Source organism: Tsuneonella sp. CC-YZS046, from assembly GCF_035581365.1.
Classification (GTDB): domain Bacteria; phylum Pseudomonadota; class Alphaproteobacteria; order Sphingomonadales; family Sphingomonadaceae; genus JAWKXU01.
Genome location: NZ_CP141590.1, coordinates 1,127,316 through 1,153,404, shown reverse-complemented (window position 1 = coordinate 1,153,404; position 26,089 = coordinate 1,127,316). Strand labels below are relative to the sequence as shown.

Here is a 26,089-nt window from a genome sequence, read left to right as displayed (position 1 = left end):
GCCAAAGACATTGCGATTCTCTCGCATTATCACCGATAGCTCTGTGATCATCCTGGCTTGCCCTGTCAATGGAGTGATGATCGGCCTGGGTGTTTCCGTATCTGCTGGGTTGAAAGCGGATCGACCGGCATTCGCCGAGCCGGATAAAATTCGGTTCGGTGACTAGGAATCATCGCCCAGTCGGCTAAAGCTTGGGTCGTTCATCCGGCCGGATGCCGGACGGAAATTGGGAGACAGGTGTTTATGGGAAGGTTAGCAGGCAAGGTCGCAGTTGTTACCGGCGGCGTCAGCGGCATAGGCCTCGGTACGGTGGAACTCTTCGTCGAAGAAGGCGCCAAAGTGGCCGTCGGCGATATTCAGGACGATCTGGGCAAGGCGCTTGAGGCGCGCTTCCCCGACAAGGTCGTTTATGTCCATACCGACGTGACGGACGATTCCGCGATCGAGCGTCTGGTGCAGACCGCGGTTGACCGTTTCGGTAAGCTGGACATCATATTCAACAATGCGGGCGCCCCCGGCAATCGCGACTCCCTGGTGGATATTGATCTCGGCGGGATGAACGATACTTCGGCTCTCCTCGTCAATTCCGTGGTTTCGGGCCACAAGCACGCCGCACGGCAATTCATCAAGCAGGGCACGGGCGGCACCATTATCTCCACCGCCAGCACGGCCGCGATCCAGGGGGGCTGGTCCTCCGCCGCCTATACCATCACCAAGCATGCCGTTCTCGGCGTGGTGCGCCAGGCCGTCATCGAACTGGGCGCGCATGGCATCCGTTCCAACGCCATTTGCCCGGGCATCACGATGACGCCGATCATGGCTCGCGCGTTTGGCGTGTCGGAAGATCAGGCCACCGAGTTCGAGTCCTTCCTCGACAAGCGCCTCGGCACGTTGATCCCGTCCGGCCGCGTGGCCTATCCGAAGGATATCGCCGAAGCGGTGCTGTTCCTGGCCAGCGATGCCTCGGCCTATGTCAATGGCGTGGTGCTGCCGGTCGACGGCGGCTGCAGCGCGGTGATGATGGCGCCGTTTGCGGAACGCATGATCCAGGCAGGCACGGATTTCAACGAACTCAAGAACGGCGGGAAATAACCACCGCTATCCCGCGGATCGGGGGGCGCCACGCCGAAACCCGGCATTCATGGCGCCCGCCTTCCGCGGCAACCAGGAGAACAAGGCAAGATGCCTGAAGTTACGAAGCAGTTTACCGACTTTCCGGTCGAGAACGCATATCGCCACAAGCTGGCGCCGAACGGCAGGGAATCCCTGGCGCATATCTTCCTGATGCCGGAACAGCAGATGGCCGGATTTATCTATCCCAGCATGCTGGGCACTGGCGAAGCGCGGGCCATGGCTTGCTTCTTCGGGCCAAATTTTCCCGAACAGGTGGTCGAAGCGCATGACGGCACGATCAGCGAGGACATGAACTTCGACAACTGGCGGCTTGGCCCGCTGCACATGGAAGTGGCCGAACCCTTCAAGAAGGTGAATCTCGACTGGAACGGCGAACGCATCAAGGTGAAGGCCAGCTTCGAGGGCACGCACCCGCCTTATCCCTTCAGCACCCACCCCAAGGGCAACCCGCCTTATTTCGGCGACAACCGCACCGAGCAGCATGGGCGGGTCGTGGCCGATATCGAGATCGACGGCCAGAAATATCCCCACACGGGCTTTCTGGTGCGCGACCACAGCTGGGGTCCGCGCATCTGGGGGATCAATCAGCACTACAAATGGATTCACGCCACCACCGGCGATTCTTCCATGCATTTTTTCGAGATGCAGGCCTTCGGCAAGACCGAGCTGCGCGGTTTCCTCTTCAAGGACGGCGCGATGCGCCACATCGCCGATGTCGATTACGATTTCACCTTCGGTGATGACATGCTGCAGAAGACCTTCCAGGTGACGGTCACCGACACCGAAGGGCGCAAGTCATTCATCGATTACAAGATGTTCGGCATCCTGCAGTCGTCGCACGATCCGAAGACCATCATCAACACCGGCTGCGCGACGCTGGAATTCGACGGAGTGGCCGGGGTCGGCGTGTGCGAATTCAACTGGAACAAGAACTACTTCGATTTTGTGAAGGACTACGTCACCCAATATGGCTGAGTGGCGGCTCCCGGCGATGCGGTGACGCGTGGTCGGCAAGCTAGATGCAAAGGAAAGGGGCGGCACATGCGACCGCCCCTTTTCGGTTTCATCCGGGATCGGGTCCCCAGGATCAGACCTATGGTCAGGCGGGCGCGTAACCCAGCACCGCCTTCGCTTCCATGAATTCATGGAAGGCATGTTCACCCCACTCGCGCCCGTTGCCGGATTGCTTGTAGCCGCCGAACGGAGCCGCGAGATCGAGCGGCGCATAGTTCAGCGCGACCTGCCCGGCCCGTATCCTCGAAGCCACATCACGAGCGTGGCCGATGTCCCCTGACTGGACATATCCGGCGAGGCCATAGGGCGTGTCATTGGCGATCTCGATCGCCTGATCTTCATTGTCGTATCCGATGATGACGAGCACCGGCCCGAAGATCTCCTCGCGGGCGATCGTCATCTGATTGTTCACGCCGCCGAACACCGTGGGCCGGACATAATAGCCCTGATTCAGGCCTTCCGGCTTTCCGGGGCCGCCCGCGACCAGATCGGCCCCTTCCTCTATGCCCTTCTCGATTAGGGACTGGATGCGGTTCCACTGCACATCGGACACGACCGGGCCAAGATTGACCTCCTCGGTCGGCGCGCCGACTTTCTGCTGAGCGATGGTCCGCTTTGCGATCTCGCTCGCTTCCTGCATTCGCGCGGCCGGGACCAGCATGCGCGAGGGTGCATTGCAGCTCTGGCCGCTGTTCACCATCATTGCTGCCACGCCCTGATGGACGGCGGATTCGAAATCGGCGTCATCCAGGATGATATTGGCCGACTTGCCGCCCAGCTCCTGATGGACCCGCTTGACCGTGCTCGCCGCATTGCGCGCCACTTCCACGCCACCACGGGTCGATCCCGTGAAGGAAACCATGTCCACCCCGGGATGGGCGGAAATGGCGGCCCCCACGGTAGGACCATCGCCCTGCACCATGTTGAACACGCCGGCCGGAACGCCAGCGGCATCCATCACCTCCGCGAAGATCTGGCCGCTGAAAGGCGCCACTTCCGAAGGCTTGAGGATCATCGTGCATCCTACCGCGAGGGCAGGCGCGACCTTGCAGGCGATCTGATTGAGCGGCCAGTTCCATGGGGTAATCATCCCGACCACCCCGATCGGTTCCTTCGTAATCAGCGTGCTGCCGTGATCGACGTCGTAACTGAAATCGGGCAGCAATTTGCGCGCCGTTTCGAAATGCATCAGCGCGAACGGGACATGCGCGCCGCTGGCCAGCAGCGATGGCGCGCCCATCTCCTCCCGCACGGCATCGGCTAGATCCTTCTCCCGCGCCTTGTAAGCCGCGATGATCGCGTCGAGCAGATCGAGCCGTTCAGCCTTCGAGCTTCGGCCGAAGGATGAAAAGGCCCGCTGCGCCGCCGCGACCGCGCGATCGACATCCGCCGCGCTGCCCAGGCTGATCCTCCCTACCGGCTGCTCGGTGGACGGGTCGATGACATCCAGCGTCTTCGGCTGCGCGGGCGAGACCCATGCGCCATCGATATAGAAATCGAGATAATCTCTCATGCCTCTCGCTCCTGTGCTTTATCACTTCGATCTTTGATAAGTTCTGCAAACTGGCCGAACGTCTGCTGCAAGATCCGGTCGCCCGTAGGCAAGACCTTGCGCATGGTGGCCATCCCGTGAATGAGGCCTTCCGCTTCGAGGAAATGCACTTCACTACCCGTCTGGGCAATTCTGCCCACCAGCAGCCGTCCTTCATCGCGCAGCGGATCAAGCCCGGCGGCGAGTATCATGGTGGGCGGGAATCTGCCCGCCAACTCGCCCCGCAGAGGCGATACGCGCAGATCCGCGCGGGCCTCTACCGATGGAAGATATTCGTCAATGAAGCGATCCATCAAAGGCTTGTCGAGAAGATAGCCTTCGCCGAAATCCCTGTAGGATGCGGTATCGGTCCCGGCACAGTCCCCCACCGGGTAGATCAGCAATTGGGCGAGCACCCCCTCGCCGTAATGGCTCGAAACGGCAAAGGCGAGATTGGCGCCCGCACTGTCGCCGGCCACAGCCACCCCCGTTACTGGCGCGCCAAGCTCGGCAGGGCTGGAAAGCACATGCCCGACCGCCGCGATGCAATCCTCATGCGCGGCGGGGAATCTGGCTTCCGGTGCGAGCCGGTAATCGACCGCCACCACTCGCAGTCCGGTCTGCCCGGCAATCTGGGTGCAGAGCGAATGATGGCTCTCCAGATCGCCAATCACCCAGCCCCCGCCATGCATATACACGATGACGGGCGCCGCTTTCGGCTCGCCGGGATGATAGACCCGCATGGGAATGCTCGCGCCTGTAAAGTCGGCCGTGGTTATTCCGGGCACGGGCGGCAGGTCGAACAGATCGCCCAATTGCCCGTAGACGCTCCGCATTTCGGGTGCCGTCATTTCCGAGAGCGCCGGCCCTTCCTGCGCGGCCAACGCTTCCAGGATCGCCGCCGTTTCCGGCAGGACTACAGCCTTGCTCATTTGCCGCTTCCCTTTTCCGATTGCTTCAATGCAGCGGCGCGGTCCGAGATATAGGCGCGGATGCCTTCGGCATCGGCGGCGGTCATATATTTCGCAAAGCCGATCATGCCGCTATCCTTGAGGGCGCCGTCAATCACGATCTGCTTCCACATCTGCGCATCGCCGAGCGCGCCGGATCGGCGCAGATCAGGGGCGACACCGCTCGAAACGCTGCCGGGGCCGTGGCACATCCAGCAATCGGTGGCGAACTGTTCCTTGCCCCGCGCAATCTGCTGCGGCGTGAACTTGTCGGTTGCAGGATTGGGTGGGCCGAAAGCCAGCTTCGCAAGCTCCGGGATCGCGGCTTTGCCGCCGACCTTGAAAACATAGAGGCGGCCATTCTGCTGCGGGGAAGGATTGTCGTTGAAGGCGCTGGTCAGGGCATAAGCCCCGCCATAACCTGCCGCGACCGCGACATATTGCACACCATCGACCGCAAAGCTGGTCGGCGCGGCCATGATGGGCATGCCCAGCTTGGCCGTCCACAGGACCTTGCCGTTATCGGCCGCGAATGCGCGGAAATTGCCCTTCGTGTCACCCTGGAACACGAGATTTCCGGCTGTGGAGAGAACCCCGCCGTTCCATGGCTCGTCATAGTCGAAGGTCCATGCCGCCTTCTGCCCGATCGGGTCCCATGCGATCAGGCGGCCTCTCAGCATCTTGCGGATGGCCTGGAACTGATTGGCATCGTCCGGGGCGGCCGCTCCGATGGTGCCGATGCCGGTGTTCCAGCGGCCGGGGCGATATTTATATTGCTCCGGATTGTCATAGCCGAACACCGCGTCCTGCCCCGGAATATAGGCCAGCCCGGTTCTCGGGCTGAAAGCCATCGGCTGCCAGTTATGCCCGCCCAACGCGCCCGGTATGGCCACGAAAGAGCCTTGATCGTAGCGCGCTTCGGGGTTTTCGATTGGGCGGCCCGTATTCAGATCATAGCCGCTGGCCCAGTTCACCTCGACATAATTCTTTGCGGAGAGCAGCTTGCCGTTGTTCCTGTCGATGACGAAGAAGAAACCGTTCTTGGGCGCCTGCATCAGCACCTTGCGCGGCTTTCCTTCGATGTCGAGCGTGGCGAGAATGATGCTCTGGGTATTGGTGTAGTCCCAGCTTTCCCCGGGCGAGGCCTGATAATGCCAGCGATATTTGCCGGTATCCGGATCAAGCGCCACGATGGAGGACAGGAACAGATTGTCGCCCTTGCCCTGGCTGCGGATCTTGTGATTCCATGGGCTGCCGTTTCCGACGCCGATGTAAAGCTGATCGAGTTCGGGATCGTAGACGATCGAATCCCAGACCGTGCCGCCCCCACCCGCTTCCCAGAACTTGCCGAACCATGTCGAGGAAGCCTTGCTCGCCAGCACGTTGTCGGACGCGGCATTGTCCCGCCCGTCCGCCGGATTGCCGGGCACGGTGTAGAAGCGCCAGGCCTGCTTGCCGGTTTCCGCATCGTAAGCGCTGACATAGCCGCGAACGCCCAGTTCCGCTCCGCCATTGCCGATAACCACCTTGCCCTTCACGATACGCGGCGCGCCCGTGATGGTGTAAGGCTTGGATTGATCGACCGTAACCACTGTCCAGACCGGCTTTCCGGTCTTGATGTCGAGCGCGATCAGCCGTCCGTCGAAAGTGCCGAAATAGAGCTTGCCGTCATAGATCGCCGCGCCCCGATTGCCGACATCGCAGCATCCCTTGGCTCCCGCCTCGCCCGGAACTTCGGGATCGTAGCTCCAGATCAGCTTCCCGGTCGTTGCATCCAGCGCAAACACCTTGGACCAGGCGGTGGTGGCATAGATCACGCCATCATATGCGAGGGGAGTCGTCTCCTGCGCCCGGTTGGTGTCGAACTCGTAAGACCAGGCGAGGCCCAGCTGGCCGACATTGGCATCGGAGATTTGCGTCAGCCCGCTGAACCGCTGCTCATCGAAAGTGCCGCCATAAGTGACCCAGTCGTTAGGATTTTCGGCTGCCGCGAGCAGTCGCTCCCAATTGGGCGAGCCTGAGGCCGTGGTCGTGCGATCAGCCGAGCCGCAGCCAGCGAGCGCCAGACTGGCAATCAACGAGAACAGCCATTTCGGCCTGACGATTGTTGTCACTATCCCCTCCAGTGTCCCATTCCGAGTAGACGGACACTAAGCAAATGCCATGTTCGCTGTCGCCAACTTCTTGACGCAAATTGCCAGCTTGCTTGACGCACATTGCCTGTCTGCCTAGCGTTCGAAAAAACGAAAGGTAGAGAGGATGAGGTCAGATACGCTGCTGGCGGCGCTGCCCGATCTGAGTGCCCGGATAATGCGCGATGAACTGGTCCATCAGTTCCGCATCGGTTGGGATTCCTTCTGCAATTATCACCGGCTGAAGCCCCTCTCTTTCGAAAGCGGCACATGCGACTTGCTGGCCGAGGAAGAACTTCAGCTGCAGCGGGCCTTCGCGGATGTTACAGGGCAAAGCGCCGATCAATGGCTGCGGATGGGGCTGCGCTATCGTTCCATGAAATATGGAACTTTCGGCTTGGCGATGATGACGGCGCGAACGTTGGGCGAAGGCCTGAACGTGGCCTGCCGGTATCAGGAGCTTACCTATTCTCTTATCAGCTATCGCCTGGAGAGAGGCCCCAACAATGCTTGCGCGCTGATCGGCGAAGATAACGGCGTGCCGCTGCAACTGCGCCATTTCTCGCAATATCGGGATCTCGGCGCGATACGGACCCTGATCGCGGACCTGACGGGCGGCCAGCTTCCGCTGGAAGAAGTCTGCGTCGCGGCCCCGCCGCCTCCCGGATGGGAAATCGACAGCCGCCTGTTTCCCTGCCGTGTCCAATTCGATGCCGAACAGACTCAGTGGCGCTTCAAGCCCGGCACGGCGAATGCCTCGCTGCCGCTGGCCGATATGGAGCTGATGCTGCTTTACAGCTCGAAATGCGAAGGCCTGCTCAAGGCTGCGCGATCCAATGCCCGGATATCCCAGCGCCTGACGGCCATGCTGGGCATTGCGTTCGACAGATTTCCCTCGGCCAGCGAGGCGGCGGAAAGGCTGGCCCTCTCGGAGCGGACGCTGCATCGGCGCCTTGCCGAGGAAGGAACCAAGTTCTCGACCCTGATCGACGAAGCCCGCTATCAGCGCGCCTGCGAATTGCTCGCCGACAAGGCGATGTCCGTTGAAGCCATCGCTGCGGCGGTGGGCTTCGCCGAACCTTCGAGCTTTTCCAGGGCTTTCAAGCGCTGGTCGGGCATGGGTTCGCTCGAATTTCGCAGAACCCTGATCAATTCGGGCAAGGCGAATTAGGCCAGCCCGGCCCGCCCGGTTCAGCGATACACGAATTCCGGCCCGTCCAGATCGACAGCGGGAATATCTTCGCTTTCCTTCCAGTAGTTCTGGGTATGCCGCCACTCCGGACGCTCGCCGAGCCGCTTGGGCAGCTTGTCCACATCGCGCATGAGATAGCCGGGATTGAAGTTTTCCGACTCTATCCAGGGCAGGAGCGGGTCGTTCTCTCCACCGGAGGGGGCAACCACCTTCACCTGGCTCGCACCCTTGCTGTCCATGTGCTCGAGCAGGCGGCAGACGAAATCGCCCATCAGGTCCACCCGCAGCGTCCATGCCGCGCGGAAATAGCCGAAGACCCAGAGCAGGTTCGGCACTCCGGTGAACATCATCCCGCGATAGGTGGCCGTCTCGGACCAATCGATCTCTTTCCCGTCCACCTTGAACGGGATGTTGCCCATCACTGACAGCCGGAATCCGGTCGCCGCGACCACGATATCCGCCTTCAATTCCTTGCCGGATTTCAAACGGATGCCATCCGGCACGAAGCGATCGATCTCATCCGTCACCGCCGAGACCTTGCCCTCGCCGATCGCGCGGAACATGTCGCCATCGGGCACGAAGGCGAGGCGTTGCTGCCATACGCGGTAGCGAGGAGTGAAATCCGGGTCGAACTTGAAGTCGTCGCCCGCATATTGCCTTATCAAGGTCTTCAGTTCCTCGAAGACCACTTCCGGCTCTTCCTGGGAGCGGCGGTCGAGAGTCTTCAGGTCGTGAAGATACTGCAACCGCACCACTCTGTGGATTGTCGGCTCGTCCACCCCGATCAGGCGCAGTTGGTCGGCAAGATCGCTGCGGTTGGGATAGCAGAAGAAATAGGTGGGGGAGCGCTGCAGCATGGTCACATGCCCGGCCTTCCCCGCCATCGCCGGAATGACTGTCGCGGCGGTGGCGCCCGACCCGATCACCACCACCTGTTTGCCTGCATAATCCAGGTTTTCATCCCACTTTTGGGCGTGGACCAGGGTTCCCCTGAAATCGTCCAACCCCTGCCAATCGGGCAGAAACGGGTTGTCGTGATCGTAATAGCCCTGGCACATCCAGAGGAAATTGCAGCGATAGGTTTTGCCTGGCCGCCCGTCTTGACCGCCGACCTCGACAGTCCATTTGCGGTCCTCGCTAGACCAAGAGCATCCCGTTATCTTCGAGCCATAGCGGATGAAGCGATCCAGGCCGTTCTCGTCGATGACTTCGCCGAGATACTTGCAAATTTCCGCCTTCGTCGCGATCGGCGGACCGACCCAGGGCTTGAAGCGATAACCGAAGGTGTAAAGATCCGAGTCGGAGCGCGTGCCCGGATATTTATGGGTCCGCCAGGTTCCGCCAAACCCCTCCTGCGCCTCCAGCACCACGAAGCGTTTGTCCGGGCACTGGGTAAGCAGGTGATAGGCGCTGCCTATACCGGAAATCCCCGCTCCAACGATAAGAACATCGAATTCCTCGGCTTGCGTACCGGTATCGGAACGTTCTTGCACTGCGATGCTTGCCATGAATCCTCTACCCCATTCAGTTCAGCCAGTGGTGCGCCTGACGCATCACTTTCATCGCAAACTGCCTGAGGGCCGGGTGATATGCCACGTCCCGATTTGCCAAGATTTTGCCAGATATCGCCAACCCTGGTCCGGGCCAGCCAGCTCCGCGCGAAAACGAGCCGGGGATATGCCGGCGCAGGATTTCGCTATTCGCTTTCGCCCGAAGCTGATGTAAAATGCATGCGAAGTGCGGGAGGGGTCATCCGAGGAGGACACTCCAATGATCGAGTCCGATTTTCGTTCGATTCATGCAAATTACGGTGTTCGACAACGCCCGAATCTGGATCCTTTGCTAAGGCGCATGATCTACGGCCCGATCAGGCCGATGGAGAAGCCAAGCCTGCTTTCGAAAATCTTTCATTGGCGTTGACGAGTATCGAGGAAGAATATCGGGAATGCCTGGCGCCGGATGGAACGACCGGCTTGAGCCGGCCTGTTTTCAGGGCCCGTTTTCAGGCGAGGTCCGGCGCTTGGGAAATGTCGATGTAACGCCGGTCGAAATAGGTAAGCGGCTTGGCATTGTCCCGATGCCGGGCCCCGATCACTTCGCCCACGAAGATCGTGTGAGAGCCGAAGCGGTGCCGGTCGGCGGTGCGGCAGACCAGGCTGGACTGGGCATCCACGAGCACTGGAACGCCCATTTCCTCTTCCCAATCCCCTATTGAAAAACGCTCTTCACCCTTCTTCATGGCGCAGGCATCCGCCACATTGCGGTGGGAATGACCCAGCACATTCACACAGAAATGTTCGGCTTTCATAAGCGGAGCATGAATGGAGGTTTCCTGATTTACGCAAATCAGGAGAGAGGGCGGATCGAAGCTGACCGAACTGAATGCTGTCGCCACAATGACCGAGCGGACGCCCTCATATTTCGTCGAGATTGCGAAAACAGGGGCCGCGATATGACGCATCGTGTCCCGAAATGCCTCAAAAACATCATCTTCGAGCATGCTATCTCCTGAACTGGACGTTCCGCCGGAATGAGGCCATACCGCCCTCATTGCAAGTCCATCCCTGCATTCAAACGCCGATATTGGCAAGTTGCACTCACATTAAAATGTGGTATCCGCACATTCATGAACACACCAACCATCGAGCGAATCAAGCAGATCGTCAGCGAAGGCGAAATGTCGCGCTATGCGCTGGCGCGCGCCGCCGGACTTCACGCGAATACCCTGCGGGATTGCACCGAAGCGAACTGGAACCCCACTTCGGAAACACTCACCAAGCTTGAACGCTTCCTCTCATCCAACAATGAAACGCCAGTGATCGTGCCGATCGAGGAAATCATCGAGGAAGCGCGCAATGGCAGGATGTATATCCTGGTGGATGACGAGGATCGCGAGAATGAAGGGGATCTGATCATCCCCGCGCAAATGGCGACGCCTGCCGCGATCAATTTCATGGCCACTCATGGCCGGGGTCTGATCTGCCTGGCCATGGCCCACCAGCGCGTGTCCGAACTGGGCCTCGAATTGATGAGCCGCAACAATCGCACGCGGCACGCCACCGCCTTCACCACTTCCATCGAAGCCCGCGAAGGCGTCACCACCGGAATAAGCGCGGCAGACCGGGCGCGCACGATCTCGGTGGCAATCGACGGATCGAAAGGCCCGGAGGACATCGTCACGCCGGGGCATGTCTTTCCGCTGGTGGCCCGCGAAGGCGGAGTCCTCGTCCGTGCCGGCCATACCGAGGCATCGGTCGACATATCCCGCCTTGCCGGCCTGAATCCGTCGGGCGTGATCTGCGAGATCATGAATGACGATGGATCGATGGCGCGGATGGAGGATCTGGTCCGCTTTGCCCGCCTCCATGATCTGAAGATCGGCACCATCCGCGACCTTATCGCCTATCGCATGGCGCACGACCATCTGGTCCAGAAGACCGCGGAAACCCGTTTTTCGAGCCGCTGGGGCGGCGATTGGACCGCCTACAGCTATTTCAACAAGGCGACCCAGGAAGAAACGATGACCCTGGTCAAAGGGCACATCGATCCGAGCAAGCCGACGCTTGTGAGGATGCATGCGCTCTCGCTGTTTCCCGATGTGTTCGCGGATGAGACGCCTCGTTCCGGGCTGCTTGCCAATGCGATGAGGATGATCTCGGAAGAAGGTTCCGGCGTCGTGGTTCTCCTCAACCGCCCCGGCCGCAACTTCGCCAGCACGGCGATTCGTTCCCGCAACGAGCATGGTCCTTCACCGGACCCCGCGCCGGGTGAAATGCAACGCGACTATGGCGTGGGGGCGCAAATTCTCACCGAACTCGGCGTGCGGGACATGATCCTGCTCACCAACACCAGCCATTCCCTGGTCGGTCTGGGTGGCTATGGGCTTGCGATTGTGGGCCAGAAGTCGATCGACCTGCCGGAAGGGGCTGAATGACATGGCGAGTTTCCTGATTGTTGAAGCGCGTTTCTACGATCATCTCAACGATCTGTTGGTCGCCGGCGCCCGCGCGGCCTTGGAAGGAGCGGGTCACGAGGTTTCCGTCCTGACCGTGCCGGGAGCGCTTGAAATACCGGGCACTATCGCACTGGCTGCGGAATTGGGCGATTATGACGGCTTCGTCGCGATCGGTGTCGTCATCAGGGGCGAAACCTATCATTTCGAGATCGTGGCCGGTGAAAGCGCGCGGGGCATCATGGCTCTCACCATGGATGGAATCCCTATCGGCAACGGCATCCTTACCGTGGAGAACGAGGCGCAGGCCCTCGTGCGCGCGGACCCTGCGCAAAAGGACAAGGGCGGTGAAGCGGCGAAGGCCGCCATTGTCCTTCTCGATTTGCAGGAACGCTTCTCCCGCTAAACGGGAACTGCCCGCTGTGGCCGGCATTTTCCTGTCATGAACGGGCCGATGGAGTGGTTTGGCGCGATTGGCGCCATCGTGGCTGCGGGCCTGATAGCTTCCGATCTTGGGCGGCGGATCACTGGTTGGGCTTTCGTGCTGTTTGTATTCGTAGCCCTGGCGTGGATCGCGGCCGGGCTCCTCAGCGGCAACACGCCTATCGTGATCCAGAATATCGCCATGCTTTTCGTCAATGGCTGGGGCGTGTGGCAATATCTGCTCAATCCCCGAAAAAAGCGAGAGATCGAGCGGATGGAAGCGCTGGCCGAAAAGGCCCATGAGGAAACCGCGCCTCGTGCCGTCGCCAAGTGACGGAACCGGAAAACAGGGTGCGCAGCCCTGAGAAAACCGTGAGGAACAGGCAGGATCAGAGCCCCGGCCGGAAAACTTCCGGGGCTCCCTTGCGCTCCTGCCTTAGCGGGCCAGGCGCCCGAAAGCGCTTTCGCCGGCGTAGCGCGCGGCCTGGCCAAGCTCTTCCTCGATCCGGATGAGCTGGTTGTATTTTGCCAACCGGTCGGAACGGGCAAGGCTGCCGGTCTTGATCTGGCCGCAATTGGTGGCGACCGCGAGGTCGGCAATCGTGGAATCCTCGGTTTCGCCGGAACGATGGCTCATCACCGCGGTGTAGCCATTGCGCTGGGCGATGCTGACGGCTTCCAGCGTTTCGGTGAGCGACCCGATCTGGTTGACCTTGACCAGCAGGGAATTGGCCAGCCCCTGCCCGATGCCCATTTCCAGGCGCTTCGGATTGGTGACGAAGAGATCGTCGCCGACCAGTTGCACCTTGTCCCCGACCTTGTCGGTAAGCGCCTTCCAGCCTTCGAAATCATCCTCGCTCATGCCGTCCTCGATCGAGCGGATCGGATAGGCGGCGCAGAGATCGGCAAGATAATCGGCCATTTCCTCGCCGGAGAGGGACAGGCCCTCGCCCGCAATATCGTAACGGCCGTCAGCGAAAAATTCCGTCGAGGCGCAATCCAGCGCCAGCGCGATTTCCGTGCCCGGCTTGAAGCCCACCCGCTCGATCGATTCCATGATGAAATCGAGCGCGGCGCGAGTGCTGGCAAGGTTGGGCGCGAAGCCGCCTTCATCGCCAACCGCGGTGGAAAGGCCTTTTTCGCCAAGCCCTTTCTTCAGGGTATGGAATATCTCGGCGCCCCAGCGCACGCCTTCGGCGAGGCTTTCCGCGCCGACCGGCATGATCATGAACTCCTGGAAGTCGATCGGATTGTCGGCGTGCTCTCCGCCATTGATGATGTTCATCATCGGCACCGGCAGCAGATGCGCGGAGACGCCGCCGATGTAGGAATAGAGCGGCAGGCCCCGTGCATTGGCGGCAGCCTTGGCCACGGCCAGACTGGTGCCGAGGATCGCGTTGGCGCCAAGCCGGCCCTTGTTTTCCGTCCCATCCAGTTCCAGCATGGCGAAATCGACATCGCGCTGGTCTTCCGCATCGACGCCGAGCAGCCGGTCCGAAATCTCGCCATTGACCGCATCGACAGCCTTGCGGACGCCCTTGCCCATGTATCGGCTCGTGTCCCCATCGCGCAGTTCGACCGCCTCGTGAGCGCCGGTGGAAGCGCCGGACGGCACCGCCGCGCGGCCAAAGCTGCCGTCTTCCAGCAGAACGTCGACCTCCACGGTCGGGTTGCCACGGCTATCCAGCACTTCTCGTCCGTGAATGTCGATAATGGCGGTCATCTGAGAAACTCCATGCTGTGGGATCGGTCGCGGTGGGGATATCGCGCGCCTCCTAACTTTCGGAACCGTAGCAGGCAAGCTGCGTTGCGATTTTACGGTAGTTCACCTATCGTAAGGGATGCGGATCGGCACACGTCATCATCGATCGACACAAGGAAACCAACATGCCTGAGACCACTGCCAGCAAAGCCCCGAAGCGCAAGCCCGCCAGCAAGGCAACCGCAGCGTCGTCCAGCAACGCGGACGAGGCGAAGACCAAATTCGCCAAGGCGATCGAGGAAGCCAAGGCTGGCGCTCAGGCGCTGGGCAAGGAAGCTCACGATCGGGCGGACAGCTATCGCGAACAGTTTCGCGGGAAGGCCGAGGATTGGCAATCCCAGGCCAAGCAATACGGCGACCAGGCCAAGGTGAAGGCTACGGAGCTTGCGGTGGAAGGCAAGGCCAAGACCACCGAAGCGATCTCCAGCCTGAGCAAGCTCGTTTCGGAAAATGCATCCACGATCGATGAGAGGTTCGGCGTAAAATACGGCGATTACGCGCGGAAGGCCGCTTCCTCGATGCAATCCGCAGCGGACAAGCTGGATGCCAAGGATATCGACCAGTTGGGCGAGGACGCTCGCGAATTCGTCCGCAAGAGCCCGGGCCTTGCCATCGGTATGGCGGCGGTGGCCGGCTTCGTGGTCGCTCGCCTGTTCCGCGGCTCGAAGGATTGAGCATCCCGCAAACGGAAACTTCAGAAACCATGCTGGAAGACGAAGGGGGCGCCGAACGCGTTGCCGCACCGGAGGGCAGCGAGGATGACGGGCGCTCCCTGTTCGCCGACATCGAAACATTGATCGATGATGGCCGAACCTTCGTGGAAGCGGAGATTGCCTTCCAGAAAACCCGTATGGCCTATACGGGACAGAAAGGGCGCAACGCCGCGATATTCGGAGTATACGCCGCGATATTTGCCGTTTTTGCGCTATTCGGACTCATCGTCGGGCTCATAATCGCATTATCGCCCCTGTTGACCGCTTGGGGCGCGACAGCGGTGATAGTGGGTATATTGCTGGCGGCGGCTCTCATCTGCGCGATGATCGCCCTGCGCAATGTCCAGAAGATTCGCGCCGCATTTCGGAAGGACCAGGAATAGTGGGCAAGCTTGACTGGCAACTGGACGAGGATCGGGCCTTGCGGGATGCCGCCAGCGTGGTGCTCAAGGAAGACCTGGCCTTGCTTCGCGACAAGCTGTCCCCCAACGAATTGGCCAACCGGCTCGGTCACAGGGCTGAGGAAAGCGGCGGTGAAGTGGTCGAGAAGGCCTCTCGCTTCATTCATGAGAACAAAGGTGGCGTTCTAGCCGGGGTGGCTGCCGCAGGCGGCCTGGCCGCTCTTTTTCTGTTTCCCAATCCTGTCCGTTCGGCGATTGCGCGCCGAATGCCGATAAGGGGGAAATCTCAGGAACCGGAACGCTCGCAATCACGTTTCCCGGAGGAAGCGACCGATATCGAGCGAGAAGGCAAATCATGAATTACGACTCAGGCAGGCAAGCGATTTGGCGGAAGATCGAAGCAGCCCAGGCGCGCAACACCAGGCGCCTTGCCGAACAGGCGGCAAGCGCCCGCGATAATGTCATCCGGATCGCAAAAGAGCATCCCCTTCGCGTTATTGGCGGCGCGGTCGCCGTAGGCGTGCTGGCCGCGGTGCTGCTGCCAAAGAGAAATCGCCGCAAGCTCGGGCGCAAGACGTCCGCCCTTGTCACCATGGCCACGAAGTTCGGCCTCGATTACGCGCTCAGCACCCAAAAGGCCGCCAGGAAGGCTGGGCGGGCGAGCCAGAAGAGGATTTCCGATCTCGGCGAAACTCTCATGGACAGTACCGAATCTTTTCGCCAAGAAGTTGATCGGATAGCTTCGGAAGCGAGTGGCACTGCACGCGGGATCGGCGGAAATCTGGCCAGGCAGGGCACACGAGTGGCGGAGAAAATGAAGGCGCGCATATGGCGATAACAATCGCGCAAAACGAAGCGGCTATCCTGGGGAGGTTCGAGTCAATCTAACCGGGGACCTTATTATCGATGCAACTTCTCCACCTCGTGATGGGCGGCCGGGTGAAAGATCCCCGCGGCCTCGAATTTGCCGATCTCAACGATATCGATCTCGTCGGCGTCTTTCCCAGCTATGCGCAAGCCGAGGACGCATGGCGCGCCCATGCGCAGCGCACCGTGGACGACGCGGAAATGAAATATGTGATCGTGCATCTGCACAAGCTGCTTGAGCCCGACCTGCCCGAAATGGATTGAGGCCGGGCCGTCGCGCCAGCAGAGATCAGATGAATTCGATCTTTTCGACCAGATAGAAACGATCGCCCGAGGGAACCGTGACTTCGATCTCGTCCCCCACCTTGCGGCCGATCAGGGCCTTGCCGAGAGGCGAATTATACGAAATCCGCCCCACCTTGGCATCGGCCTCGGTCTGTCCGACAATCTGATACCGGATCGGCTTTTCATCGTCGTCCAGCAAGGTCACGGTGGCGCCGAACACGATCCTGTCGCCCGAAAGCGTGCTGGGATCGATGATCTGCGCCCGGCTCACGCGATCTTCGAGATCGGCGATCTGCGCCTCGACCTGACCCTGCCGCTCCTTCGCGGCGTGATATTCGGCGTTTTCCGAAAGATCGCCATGGGCGCGCGCTTCCTCGATCGCGTCGACGATCTTCGGCCGTTCCTCACGCAGGGCCTTGAGGTCGGCGGTCAGCCGCTCATACCCTTCAGCCAGCATCGGCACCTTTTCCATAGAAGCTATCCCATTCCTTTTTCAGACTGCCCGGCGAAACCTAGCCCCCCGCCCTTTCATGCTCATGGCAAGGAAATGGCGATGGAACGGTCTCGATGTCGGGAAGACGCTCGTATTCAGCTGTAATAATCCTGAAGGGACCGCACTTCAAGGTCGCTGACCTTAACCGACGCCAAGGCGTTGGCTACAGCGACCGAAGCGGCCGCCGTTGTGAAGTATGGCACCTTCCCTTCCAGCGCCGAAGCGCGGATCGATTGTGAATCCTTGAGGCTTTGCCACCCTTCGGTGGTGTTGAAGATAATGGATACCTCACCGTCGATGATCTTGTCGACGATATGCGGCCGCCCTTCCGCAACCTTGTTGATCCGCTCGACCGGAAGCCCGGCCTCTGCAAGGTAACGCTGGGTCCCCCCGGTGGCGATAACCTGGAAACCGCTTGCAAGCATCTGCTTCACCGCAGCCAGAATCTGGGCCTTGTCGCCATCCTTGACCGAGACGAAGAGAATGCCGCCATCGGGCAGGTTCATGCCCGACCCCAGCTGCGCCTTGAAGAAGGCTGTCGGAAAATCGCGGTCGATGCCCATGACCTCGCCGGTCGACTTCATCTCGGGCGACAGGACCGGGTCCGTACCGGGGAAGCGGCTGAACGGGAAAACTGCTTCCTTGACAGCCATATAGCCGATTTCGCGCCGGATCGGCGGAAGGTTGGCCAGCTTCTCTCCCGCCATCACCCGCGCGGCTATCTTGGCAACAGGATCGCCGATCGCCTTGGCGACGAAAGGCACGGTCCGGCTTGCGCGGGGATTGACTTCGATCAGATAGACCTGGTCTTGGGGCTTCTCGTCCTTGTCCCCGCTGGCCTTCACGGCGAACTGCGCGTTCATCAGCCCTCGCACCCCCAGCGCAAGCGCAAGCGCTTCGGCCTGCCGCTCCATCTCGGCGATGATGTCCCCGCCGAGGCTGTAAGGGGGCAAGGTGCAGGCGCTATCGCCGGAATGGACGCCGGCTTCCTCGATATGCTGCATCACCCCCGCGACCACCACTTGCTCGCCATCGCATAATGCGTCCACGTCGCATTCGATCGCATCGCGCAGATATTGGTCGATCAGCACGGGGCTGTCGCCGGAAACCTGCACGGCGGTCGCAATGTAATCGTCGAGCTGGGCCACGCTATCCACGATTTCCATGGCCCTGCCGCCCAGCACGTAGCTCGGGCGAATCAGCACGGGAAAGCCGATGCGATTGGCGACCGCGACCGCTTCATCCCGGCTGCGCGCGATGCCATTGGCCGGCTGCTTGAGCTTCAGCTTTTCGACCAGCGCCGCGAAGCGCTCCCTGTCCTCGGCAAGGTCGATGGCATCGGGCGACGTGCCGAGGATCGGAATGCCTGCATCCTCAAGCGGCTGAGCGAGCTTGAGCGGGGTCTGGCCGCCGAACTGCACGATCACTCCCACCAGTTCGCCCTTCTCCTGCTCGACCCGCAGGATTTCCAGCACGTCCTCCGCTGTCAGCGGCTCGAAATAGAGCCGGTCCGACGTGTCGTAATCGGTGGACACCGTTTCCGGGTTGCAATTTATCATGATGGTTTCGAACCCGGCATCCTCGAGCGCGAAACAGGCATGGCAGCAGCAATAATCGAACTCGATGCCCTGCCCGATCCGGTTGGGGCCGCCACCCAGGATCACGATCTTGCGCCGGTCCGAAGGCCAGGCTTCGTCCTCGGGCTCGCCAAAGCTCGGGGCTTCATAGGTGGAATACATGTAGGGCGTGACCGCCTCGAACTCCGCCGCGCAGCTGTCGATCCGCTTGAACACCGGAAATACGCCCAGCTTGTGGCGCAGCTGGCGCACTTCCTCTTCGCTGGTCGCGCCGGCCATCGCCTTCAACGCATCATGCAGCAGGCCGGACCGCCTTGCCTGAGTTTCGGCCATGCCGCCGGCCACGCCGATGGCGCGCACCGCCAAGGTGGCGAGCCGCTTGTCGGAAAAACCCATGGCCTTGAGGCGACGCAGCCCGGCGGCATCGGTGGGCAATCCATCGGCGATGATCCTCGCCTCTTCCGCCACGATTTCCTCGATATGGCGAAGGAACCATGGGTCGTAATGCGTAAGCGCGTTCACTTCCTCCACGCTCATTCCCTCGCGGAAGGCCTGCGCGATCTGGAGGATGCGGTTCGGCGTCCGGCGGGAAAGCGCCTCGGTCAGCGCGTCGCGATCCGCGCCTTCCAGCGCGACCACGCGGTTGAAGCCATCCAGCCCCGTTTCCAGGCCGCGCAACGCCTTCTGCACGCTTTCCTTGAAGCTCCGGCCGATCGCCATCACTTCGCCGACCGACTTCATCGCGGTGGAAAGCTCTTCCTTCGCGCCCTTGAATTTCTCGAAGGTGAAGCGCGGGATCTTGGTGACGACATAGTCGATCGTCGGCTCGAAGCTGGCGGGCGTCGCCCCGGTGATCTCGTTGGTGATCTCGTCCAGCGTGTAGCCCACGGCCAGCTTCGCGGCGACCCGGGCAATCGGAAAGCCGGTCGCCTTCGATGCCAGCGCCGAGGAGCGCGAAACGCGCGGGTTCATCTCGATCACGATCAGGCGGCCATCCTTGGGATTGACGGCAAACTGCACGTTGGAGCCGCCGGTTTCCACGCCGATCTCGCGCAGCACCGCGATGCTCGCGCTGCGCATGATCTGATATTCCTTGTCGGTCAGCGTCAATGCCGGCGCGACCGTGATGGAATTGCCGGTGTGGACGCCCATCGGGTCCACATTCTCGATCGAGCAGATGATGATGGCGTTGTCGTTCCTGTCGCGGACGACCTCCATCTCATATTCCTTCCAACCGAGGAGGCTTTCCTCGATCAGCACCTCGGTAGTGGGGGAGGCATCCAGCCCTTCGCGCACGATCTGCTCGAACTCGGCCTTGTTGTAGGCGATGCCGCCGCCGGTTCCCCCCAGCGTGAAGCTCGGGCGAATGATAGCGGGCAGGCCGGTGGTTTCCAGCACCGCCAGCGCTTCGTCCACACTATGAGCCACACCGCTGCGCGCGCTTTCCAGGCCGATCTTGTCCATCGCCTCACGAAAGCGCTGGCGGTCCTCGGCCTTATCGATGGCGTCAGCATCGGCGCCGATCATCTTGACGCCGAACTTCTCCAGCGTGCCGTCATTGAACAGCGCCAGCGCACAGTTCAGCGCGGTCTGCCCACCCATGGTGGGAAGCAGCGCATCGGGCCGCTCCTTCTCAATGATCCGGGCCACGATCTCCGGCGTGATCGGCTCGACATAGGTGGCATCGGCCATGTCCGGGTCGGTCATGATCGTGGCGGGGTTGGAATTGACGAGGACCACGCGATAGCCCTCTTCCTTCAGCGCCTTGATCGCCTGGGTGCCGGAATAGTCGAACTCGCACGCCTGGCCGATGATGATCGGGCCTGCGCCGATGACGAGGATCGAGGAGATGTCTGTGCGTTTGGGCATTAGCCGAGAGATCCAATGAATTTCTGGAACAGGTAGAAGCTGTCCTGCGGACCGGGCGACGCCTCCGGGTGGTATTGCACCCCGAAGGCCTTCTTGCCCTTGATCGCGATTCCGCAGTTCGATCCGTCGAACAGGGAGATATGCGTTTCCTCGACCCCCTCGGGCAGCGAGGCATTGTCCACCGCGAAGCCGTGGTTCATGCTGGTGATCTCCACCACCCCGTCTTCCAGTCGCTTCACCGGATGGTTCGCGCCACGATGGCCCTGATGCATCTTGGCGGTCTTCGCCCCTGCCGCCAGGGCCAGCATCTGATGGCCGAGGCAAATGCCGAACAGCGGCACATCACGCTCCAGCAAGCCTTCGATCACCGGCACGGCATATTCCCCGGTCGCCGCCGGATCGCCCGGCCCATTGGAGAGAAAGACGCCGTCCGGCTTCATTTCGAGAATGGCGGCGAGCGGCGTCTGGGCCGGAACCACCGTCACACTTGCGCCAGCCTTCACCAGATTGCGGAAGATATTGTCCTTCGCCCCGAAATCCATCGCCACGACATGCGGGCGGGGAGCGCGCGGGGAGCGCGCGTAGCCCTTGCCCAGAGTCCACACGCCGCCTTCCCAGCCTTCCTGCTTTTCGCGGCTGACCATGCGGGCAAGGTCCATCCCTTCCAGCCCCGGCCAGTCCCGCGCGCGCTGCAGCAGAGTGGGAATATCGAACCGGCCTTCGGGATCATGCGCGATCACCGCATTCGGCGCGCCGTTCAGGCGGATGCGGCGGGTGAGCGCGCGCGTATCCACCCCGGCCAGGCCGATCTTGCCGAGCGACTTCATCCAGTCGATGAACTCGCCCTCAGCCCGGAAATTGGAGGCAAGGGTAATATCCTCGCGCACCACGCAGCCGACCGCGCCATCCACCCTCGATTCGATATCTTCCTCGTTGATCCCGACATTGCCGATATGCGGGAACGTGAAGGTGACGATCTGCGCCGCGTAGGACGGATCGGTCAGCACTTCCTGATAACCCGTCATCGAGGTGTTGAAGCACACTTCGCCCACGGCATTGCCCGTCGCCCCGAATCCCTTGCCCCAGATTACGGTTCCGTCCGCCAACACCAATACGCCGGTTGCGCCATCGGGTTGGGGCGCGTGCGAAAATGCGGCGTCGGCCATGGGGCTGCTCCGTCGGAATAAGTGTTTCGGCGATGTGCGCTAAGGCCCAGCGGCTAGACGCGGCGCGCGCTCGGGTCAAGCTATCGAAATACAAATATATCGGCTAAGCTCTTCGCCCCGTCCCGAAATCCCTATAAATCCTTGAGAGGAAATCTCTTTCCATGCTCCGCGATTCGATAACGCAAGCGCAAAAAGATGCCATGAAGGCGCGAGAGAAGGGGCGGCTTGCCGCGATCCGGCTGATCCTGGCCAAGATCAAGGACAAGGATATAGAATTGCGCACCGCCCAGCCCGCAGGCGATGACGATGCGATCATCATCGATGTGCTGCAGAAAATGGCCAAGCAGCGCCGCGAATCCATCACCCTTTACGAACAGGGCGGCAGGCAGGAACTGGCCGACCAGGAAAAGAGCGAACTGGCCGTCATCGAGGAATTCCTGCCCGCGCAGATGAGCGAAGAGGAAGCCAGCGCGGCGATCGCCTCGATCAAGGCGGAGCTTGGCGCGGACAGCATCAAGGACATGGGCAAGGTCATGGCGGAACTGAAATCCCGCCACGGCACCCAGCTCGACATGAGCAAGGCCAGCGCGCTGGTGAAAGCCAGCTTCGGCTGATCCTGCCCGGCGATGGCGCTTTCCCCGCAATGGCTGGACGAATTGCGGGCCAGGGTCACGCTGTCCGCCATTATCGGCCGCACGACCAAGATCCACAAGGTCGGGCGCGAATGGAAGGCCTGCTGCCCGTTCCACAATGAAAAGACCCCGAGCTTCACGATCAATGACGAGAAGGGGTTCTATCACTGCTTCGGTTGCGGCGCGCATGGCGACGTGATCCGCTGGATGACCGATCAGCGCGGCCTTTCCTTCATGGATGCGGTCAAGGAACTGGCCGCGCAGGCGGGCATGGAAGTCCCCGCTCCCGATCCTCACGCGGCCCGGCAGGCCGAGCAGCGCGCCACCTTGGTCGACGTCATGACCGCCGCGCAGGACTGGTTCCGGGCGCAGTTGACCGGCCCGGATGGCGAAGCTGCCCGTCGCTATCTCGGGTCCCGCGGCTTCAAACCGGCCACGATCGAAGCGTTCGGGTTCGGCTATGCCGCTGAAAGCAGGAACGCGCTGCGCCATGCGCTCGCCCGGTTCGACGAGGATCTGCTGATCGAAGCGGGCCTGCGCATCGCGGTGGAGGAACGCGATCCCTATGATCGCTTTCGCGGCCGCCTCATGCTGCCGATCCAGGATGCACGCGGGAGAGTGATCGCCTTTGGCGGGCGCATTCTCGAAAGCTCTAAAACCGATGCCCCCAAATATCTGAATTCGCCCGATACTCCGCTATTCGACAAGGGGCGGACCCTTTACAATCTGCATCGCGCGGCCCCCGCTTCGCGGCAGACCGAGCGGATCGTCGTGGTCGAGGGCTACATGGATGTGATCGCTCTGGCCGACGCGGGCATCGCCGAAGCCGTGGCGCCGATGGGCACCGCGCTTACCGAACGGCAGATCGAGCTGCTCTGGAGGATCGGCAATGCACCGATCCTTTGCTTCGACGGCGATGCGGCCGGGCAGCGGGCGGCCATGCGGGCGATAGCGCGCGCCCTGCCCCTGCTCCGTCCGGGCCACACCCTGCGAATCGTGAGGCTGCCCTCCGGCCTCGATCCCGACGATCTGATCCGGCGCGATGGCCGCGCGGCTCTGGAGGAGTTGCTTGCGGGGCCAAGCTCCATGCTCGACACGTTGTGGCAGCATGAACGCGATGCGCTGCCGCTTGCCACGCCGGAAGACAAGGCCGGGCTGAAGCAGCGCCTGCTCGAACACGTCGAGATGATCGCCCATCCGGACATCAGGGCATTATACCGGCGGGATCTGATGGACCGCTTCTCGGCCTTCGCCTTCCCGGCCCGGCCACCCCGCTTCTCCCCGCGCCGGGACGGCGACAAACGCCCAGCGCTCGACACCTCGCCCGAAGCCATGGCCCGCCTGCGCCGGATCAATACCGGAGCGTCCAGGGACAAGCTGGCCGGGGCGGTTCTGGCCGGGCTGGCCCGCCATCCGGATCAGATCGACCGCCATGCCGAGGCGCTTTCCGCGCTGGCGGTATCGGACCCCTCGCTCGAAGAGGCAGTGGATCTGTTGATTGAAGCGGCCGATATCCTTGAACATGGCGGCGCTGCTTCCATATTAGGCAAGCTGGCTAATGGCGTGGAACCGAAAGGCATGCGTTTTTCGTTCCTTGCCGATGATTTCCCGACCAAACTTGCGAGAGAGGATCTCGCTGAGGCGGTCGGGCTGCTCATCGAAAGGCCGGCGCTTGAGCGAGCGCTTGCAGCGGCTACCGACAGCTTCGCAAGCGATCCCGAAGGAGCCTATGCGGAGCAGCAACGTTTGCTCAAACGAAAGCTGGCATTCGAGGAGCGACTCAGGCAAATGGCATCGAAACGCGCCGCGCTGCCGGCGCATGGAGTGGCTGCGCCGAATAACGATGCGGCGCAGGATCGACAGAAACTGGATTGAAGCGAGACGAGATGGCGTCCGAAGCGAAAACAGACAATAACGATGCTCCGCTGATCGACCTCAACGAAGCGTCGATCAAGAAGCTGATCGCCCGGGCGAAGCGCCGGGGCTACGTCACCTATGACGAGCTGAACGAGGCGCTACCGCAGGACGAGCTTTCTTCCGAGCAGATCGAGGATGTGATGTCCGCGATTTCGGAGATGGGCGTGAATATCGTCGAAAGCGACGAAGACGCGGAAAACCAGGAAGACGATGGCCCGGTCGACGAGATCGACAACGCCGACGATGGCCCGAAGCCGCTTGGCGACGCTCCGAAGAAGAAGGAAACGATCGAGCGCACGGACGATCCGGTGCGCATGTATCTGCGCGAGATGGGCGCGGTCGAACTGCTCAGCCGCGAAGGCGAGATCGCCATCGCCAAGCGCATCGAGGCAGGTCGCGACACGATGATCATGGGCTTGTGCGAAAGCCCGATCACCTTCCACGCCATCATTCAATGGTCGGAAGCGCTCAACAAGGAAGAGATGCAGCTGCGCGAGATACTGGATCTCGACGCGATGCTTTCAAAGGAACCGGCGCCTGAAAACCTCGAGGACGAGGATGGCGACGACGATGGCGAAATCAGCGAGAAGACCGCTGGCCCTTCCTACAAGGAAGAGGAAGACATCGAGGAAGAGGAAGAGGTCGGCGAGGAGGACGAGGATGGCGAGCGCCCATCCCGCCGCCGCGAGGAAGAGGACGAGGATGACAACACCCTCAGCCTTGCCCAGATGGAAGCGGCGCTCAAGCCCGAAGCGCTGGAACGGTTCGCCCGCATCACCACCCTTTTCCGGAAGTTCGAGAAGATCCAGGCGGAACGGCTGGACGCGCTCGGCATGGGCGGCGAGTTCCCCGACGCCAAGGAAAAGAAGTATCAGAGTCTGCGCGAAGAACTGACCGCGGAAGTCGAAAGCGTTCAGTTCCACGCCACCAAGATCGAATTCCTGGTGGACAATCTCTATGCCTTCAACCGGCGCCTGACGGCGCTCGGCGGGCAGATGCTGCGCCTTGCGGAGCGTCACAAGGTTCCGCGCAAGGATTTCCTCGACAGCTATATCGGCCGCGAGCTGGACGATGGCTGGCTGGCCGCAATGGCCAAGAAGGACAAGAAGTGGGCCGCCTTTGCCGAGAACGAAGGGGAGGCGGTGGAGCGGATTCGCGCCGAGATCGCGGATATCGCGGCCGCCACCGGCATGTCGCTCAACGAATTCCGCCGCATCGTGAACATGGTGCAGAAGGGCGAGCGCGAGGCAAGGATCGCCAAGAAGGAGATGGTGGAAGCCAACCTCCGGCTCGTGATCTCGATCGCCAAGAAATACACCAACCGCGGCCTGCAGTTCCTCGACCTGATTCAGGAAGGCAATATCGGCCTGATGAAGGCGGTCGACAAGTTCGAGTATCGCCGGGGCTACAAGTTCAGCACCTACGCCACCTGGTGGATCAGGCAGGCGATCACCCGCTCGATCGCCGATCAGGCGCGCACGATCCGCATCCCGGTCCACATGATCGAAACGATCAACAAGCTGGTGCGCACGTCGCGCCAGTTCCTGCACGAGCAGGGCCGCGAGCCGACGCCCGAGGAAATGGCCGAGCGGCTTTCCATGCCGCTCGAAAAGGTCCGCAAGGTGATGAAGATCGCCAAGGAGCCGATCTCCCTCGAAACGCCGATCGGCGACGAGGAGGATTCGCATCTGGGCGATTTCATCGAGGACAAGAACGCGATCATCCCGGTGGACGCCGCGATCCAGGCCAATCTCAAGGAAACCGTCACGCGCGTGCTGGCCAGCCTGACCCCGCGCGAGGAACGCGTGCTGCGCATGCGCTTCGGCATCGGCATGAATACCGATCACACGCTGGAGGAAGTGGGCCAGCAATTCTCGGTGACGCGCGAACGTATCCGCCAGATCGAGGCCAAGGCGCTGAGGAAGCTCAAGCATCCGAGCCGCAGCCGGAAAATGCGCAGCTTTCTCGATCAGTAATCGCCGCTTGGCAATCGCTGGAAAAGCCATCATTGGCGGGTGGCCTCTTGCGGCCTACCGGCCTATGGGGGCCTAGCACGATTCACCCGCAACAGATTGTCAG

At 61.4% G+C, this 26,089-nt stretch carries 23 protein-coding genes; 14 read left to right on the top strand and 9 right to left on the bottom strand.

Features of this window, described 5'->3' with window-relative positions; translation table 11 throughout:
- Positions 1 to 243: 243 nt before the first annotated feature.
- Both U8326_RS05770 and U8326_RS05765 read left to right on the top strand, forming a co-directional pair.
- Complete coding sequence (locus U8326_RS05770) at positions 244 to 1,092, top strand: SDR family NAD(P)-dependent oxidoreductase (protein WP_324742891.1); 849 nt, start codon at positions 244 to 246, stop codon at positions 1,090 to 1,092.
- 90 nt (positions 1,093 to 1,182) lie between these two features.
- A complete protein-coding gene (locus U8326_RS05765; RefSeq protein ID WP_324742890.1) occupies positions 1,183 to 2,109 on the top strand; it encodes a DUF7064 domain-containing protein in 927 nt (308 codons plus the stop codon).
- Between the two features lie 124 nt (positions 2,110 to 2,233).
- Here U8326_RS05765 and U8326_RS05760 read toward each other — a convergent pair whose 3' ends face one another.
- From U8326_RS05760 to U8326_RS05750, 3 genes are read right to left on the bottom strand one after another with little or no spacing between them, the layout of a single operon-like run.
- A complete protein-coding gene (locus U8326_RS05760) occupies positions 2,234 to 3,661 on the bottom strand; it encodes an aldehyde dehydrogenase family protein (protein WP_324742889.1) in 1,428 nt (475 codons plus the stop codon).
- Positions 3,658 to 4,611 (bottom strand): alpha/beta hydrolase, encoded by a 954-nt coding sequence (locus U8326_RS05755; RefSeq protein ID WP_324742888.1) that lies wholly within the window; start codon positions 4,609 to 4,611, stop codon positions 3,658 to 3,660. The genes U8326_RS05760 and U8326_RS05755 overlap by 4 nt, the downstream gene beginning before the upstream one ends.
- A complete protein-coding gene (locus tag U8326_RS05750; RefSeq protein ID WP_324742887.1) occupies positions 4,608 to 6,743 on the bottom strand; it encodes a PQQ-dependent dehydrogenase, methanol/ethanol family in 2,136 nt (711 codons plus the stop codon). Before U8326_RS05750 ends, U8326_RS05755 begins: the two co-directional genes overlap by 4 nt.
- A gap of 145 nt (positions 6,744 to 6,888) precedes the next feature.
- Between U8326_RS05750 and U8326_RS05745 the strand changes: the two genes are divergently transcribed.
- Complete coding sequence (locus U8326_RS05745; RefSeq protein ID WP_324742886.1) at positions 6,889 to 7,932, top strand: AraC family transcriptional regulator; 1,044 nt, start codon at positions 6,889 to 6,891, stop codon at positions 7,930 to 7,932.
- A 20-nt stretch (positions 7,933 to 7,952) separates the two neighbouring features.
- Here the strand turns inward: U8326_RS05745 and U8326_RS05740 are convergent, their stop codons facing one another.
- Together U8326_RS05740 and U8326_RS05735 are read right to left on the bottom strand one after the other, a co-directional pair.
- The gene (locus tag U8326_RS05740; RefSeq protein ID WP_324742884.1) at positions 7,953 to 9,461 is read right to left on the bottom strand and encodes an NAD(P)/FAD-dependent oxidoreductase; all 1,509 of its coding nucleotides are present in this window, start codon (positions 9,459 to 9,461) and stop codon (positions 7,953 to 7,955) included.
- A 494-nt stretch (positions 9,462 to 9,955) separates the two neighbouring features.
- On the bottom strand, positions 9,956 to 10,414 hold the full coding sequence (locus U8326_RS05735) for a flavin reductase family protein (RefSeq protein WP_324743536.1): 459 nt from the start codon (positions 10,412 to 10,414) through the stop codon (positions 9,956 to 9,958).
- A gap of 165 nt (positions 10,415 to 10,579) precedes the next feature.
- Here U8326_RS05735 and ribB point away from each other — a divergent pair, with 165 nt between their 5' ends.
- From ribB to U8326_RS05720, 3 genes are read left to right on the top strand one after another with little or no spacing between them, the layout of a single operon-like run.
- Positions 10,580 to 11,887, top strand: a complete 1,308-nt coding sequence (gene ribB, locus U8326_RS05730) for a 3,4-dihydroxy-2-butanone-4-phosphate synthase (protein WP_324742882.1) — start codon at positions 10,580 to 10,582, stop codon at positions 11,885 to 11,887.
- A gap of 1 nt (position 11,888) precedes the next feature.
- On the top strand, positions 11,889 to 12,311 hold the full coding sequence (ribH, locus tag U8326_RS05725) for a 6,7-dimethyl-8-ribityllumazine synthase (RefSeq protein WP_324742881.1): 423 nt from the start codon (positions 11,889 to 11,891) through the stop codon (positions 12,309 to 12,311).
- A gap of 36 nt (positions 12,312 to 12,347) precedes the next feature.
- The gene (locus tag U8326_RS05720) at positions 12,348 to 12,662 is read left to right on the top strand and encodes a hypothetical protein (protein ID WP_324742880.1); all 315 of its coding nucleotides are present in this window, start codon (positions 12,348 to 12,350) and stop codon (positions 12,660 to 12,662) included.
- Positions 12,663 to 12,764: 102 nt separating this feature from the next.
- Here the strand turns inward: U8326_RS05720 and eno are convergent, their stop codons facing one another.
- Entirely contained in the window at positions 12,765 to 14,051 is a 1,287-nt protein-coding gene (gene eno / locus U8326_RS05715) for a phosphopyruvate hydratase (RefSeq protein WP_324742879.1), read from the bottom strand.
- Between the two features lie 164 nt (positions 14,052 to 14,215).
- Here eno and U8326_RS05710 point away from each other — a divergent pair, with 164 nt between their 5' ends.
- The 5 genes from U8326_RS05710 (at position 14,216) to U8326_RS05690 (ending at position 16,335) form a co-directional block, all read left to right on the top strand.
- A complete protein-coding gene (locus U8326_RS05710; RefSeq protein WP_324742878.1) occupies positions 14,216 to 14,764 on the top strand; it encodes a hypothetical protein in 549 nt (182 codons plus the stop codon).
- A gap of 29 nt (positions 14,765 to 14,793) precedes the next feature.
- Complete coding sequence (locus U8326_RS05705; protein ID WP_324742876.1) at positions 14,794 to 15,186, top strand: phage holin family protein; 393 nt, start codon at positions 14,794 to 14,796, stop codon at positions 15,184 to 15,186.
- Positions 15,186 to 15,563 carry a hypothetical protein gene (locus tag U8326_RS05700; protein WP_324742875.1) on the top strand — a complete coding sequence of 126 codons (378 nt, stop codon included), beginning with the start codon at positions 15,186 to 15,188 and terminating at the stop codon, positions 15,561 to 15,563. The genes U8326_RS05705 and U8326_RS05700 overlap by 1 nt, the downstream gene beginning before the upstream one ends.
- Entirely contained in the window at positions 15,560 to 16,042 is a 483-nt protein-coding gene (locus tag U8326_RS05695; protein ID WP_324742874.1) for a hypothetical protein, read from the top strand. Before U8326_RS05700 ends, U8326_RS05695 begins: the two co-directional genes overlap by 4 nt.
- Positions 16,043 to 16,110: 68 nt before the next feature.
- A complete protein-coding gene (locus tag U8326_RS05690) occupies positions 16,111 to 16,335 on the top strand; it encodes a DUF4170 domain-containing protein (RefSeq protein WP_324742872.1) in 225 nt (74 codons plus the stop codon).
- 25 nt (positions 16,336 to 16,360) lie between these two features.
- Here U8326_RS05690 and greA read toward each other — a convergent pair whose 3' ends face one another.
- The 3 genes from greA to carA form a co-directional block, all read right to left on the bottom strand.
- Positions 16,361 to 16,837, bottom strand: coding sequence for a transcription elongation factor GreA (greA, locus tag U8326_RS05685; RefSeq protein ID WP_324743535.1), 477 nt, complete (start codon positions 16,835 to 16,837; stop codon positions 16,361 to 16,363).
- A 107-nt stretch (positions 16,838 to 16,944) separates the two neighbouring features.
- The gene (gene carB, locus U8326_RS05680) at positions 16,945 to 20,295 is read right to left on the bottom strand and encodes a carbamoyl-phosphate synthase large subunit (protein WP_324742871.1); all 3,351 of its coding nucleotides are present in this window, start codon (positions 20,293 to 20,295) and stop codon (positions 16,945 to 16,947) included.
- On the bottom strand, positions 20,295 to 21,461 hold the full coding sequence (gene carA, locus U8326_RS05675) for a glutamine-hydrolyzing carbamoyl-phosphate synthase small subunit (RefSeq protein WP_324742870.1): 1,167 nt from the start codon (positions 21,459 to 21,461) through the stop codon (positions 20,295 to 20,297). The genes carB and carA overlap by 1 nt, the downstream gene beginning before the upstream one ends.
- A gap of 161 nt (positions 21,462 to 21,622) precedes the next feature.
- Here carA and U8326_RS05670 point away from each other — a divergent pair, with 161 nt between their 5' ends.
- The 3 genes from U8326_RS05670 to rpoD are packed head-to-tail and all read left to right on the top strand — an operon-like array spanning position 21,623 to position 25,986.
- Entirely contained in the window at positions 21,623 to 22,075 is a 453-nt protein-coding gene (locus U8326_RS05670) for a GatB/YqeY domain-containing protein (protein ID WP_324742869.1), read from the top strand.
- 12 nt (positions 22,076 to 22,087) lie between these two features.
- Complete coding sequence (dnaG, locus tag U8326_RS05665) at positions 22,088 to 23,968, top strand: DNA primase (protein WP_324742868.1); 1,881 nt, start codon at positions 22,088 to 22,090, stop codon at positions 23,966 to 23,968.
- Positions 23,969 to 23,979: 11 nt separating this feature from the next.
- Positions 23,980 to 25,986 (top strand): RNA polymerase sigma factor RpoD, encoded by a 2,007-nt coding sequence (rpoD, locus tag U8326_RS05660; protein WP_324742866.1) that lies wholly within the window; start codon positions 23,980 to 23,982, stop codon positions 25,984 to 25,986.
- Positions 25,987 to 26,089 lie beyond the last annotated feature (103 nt).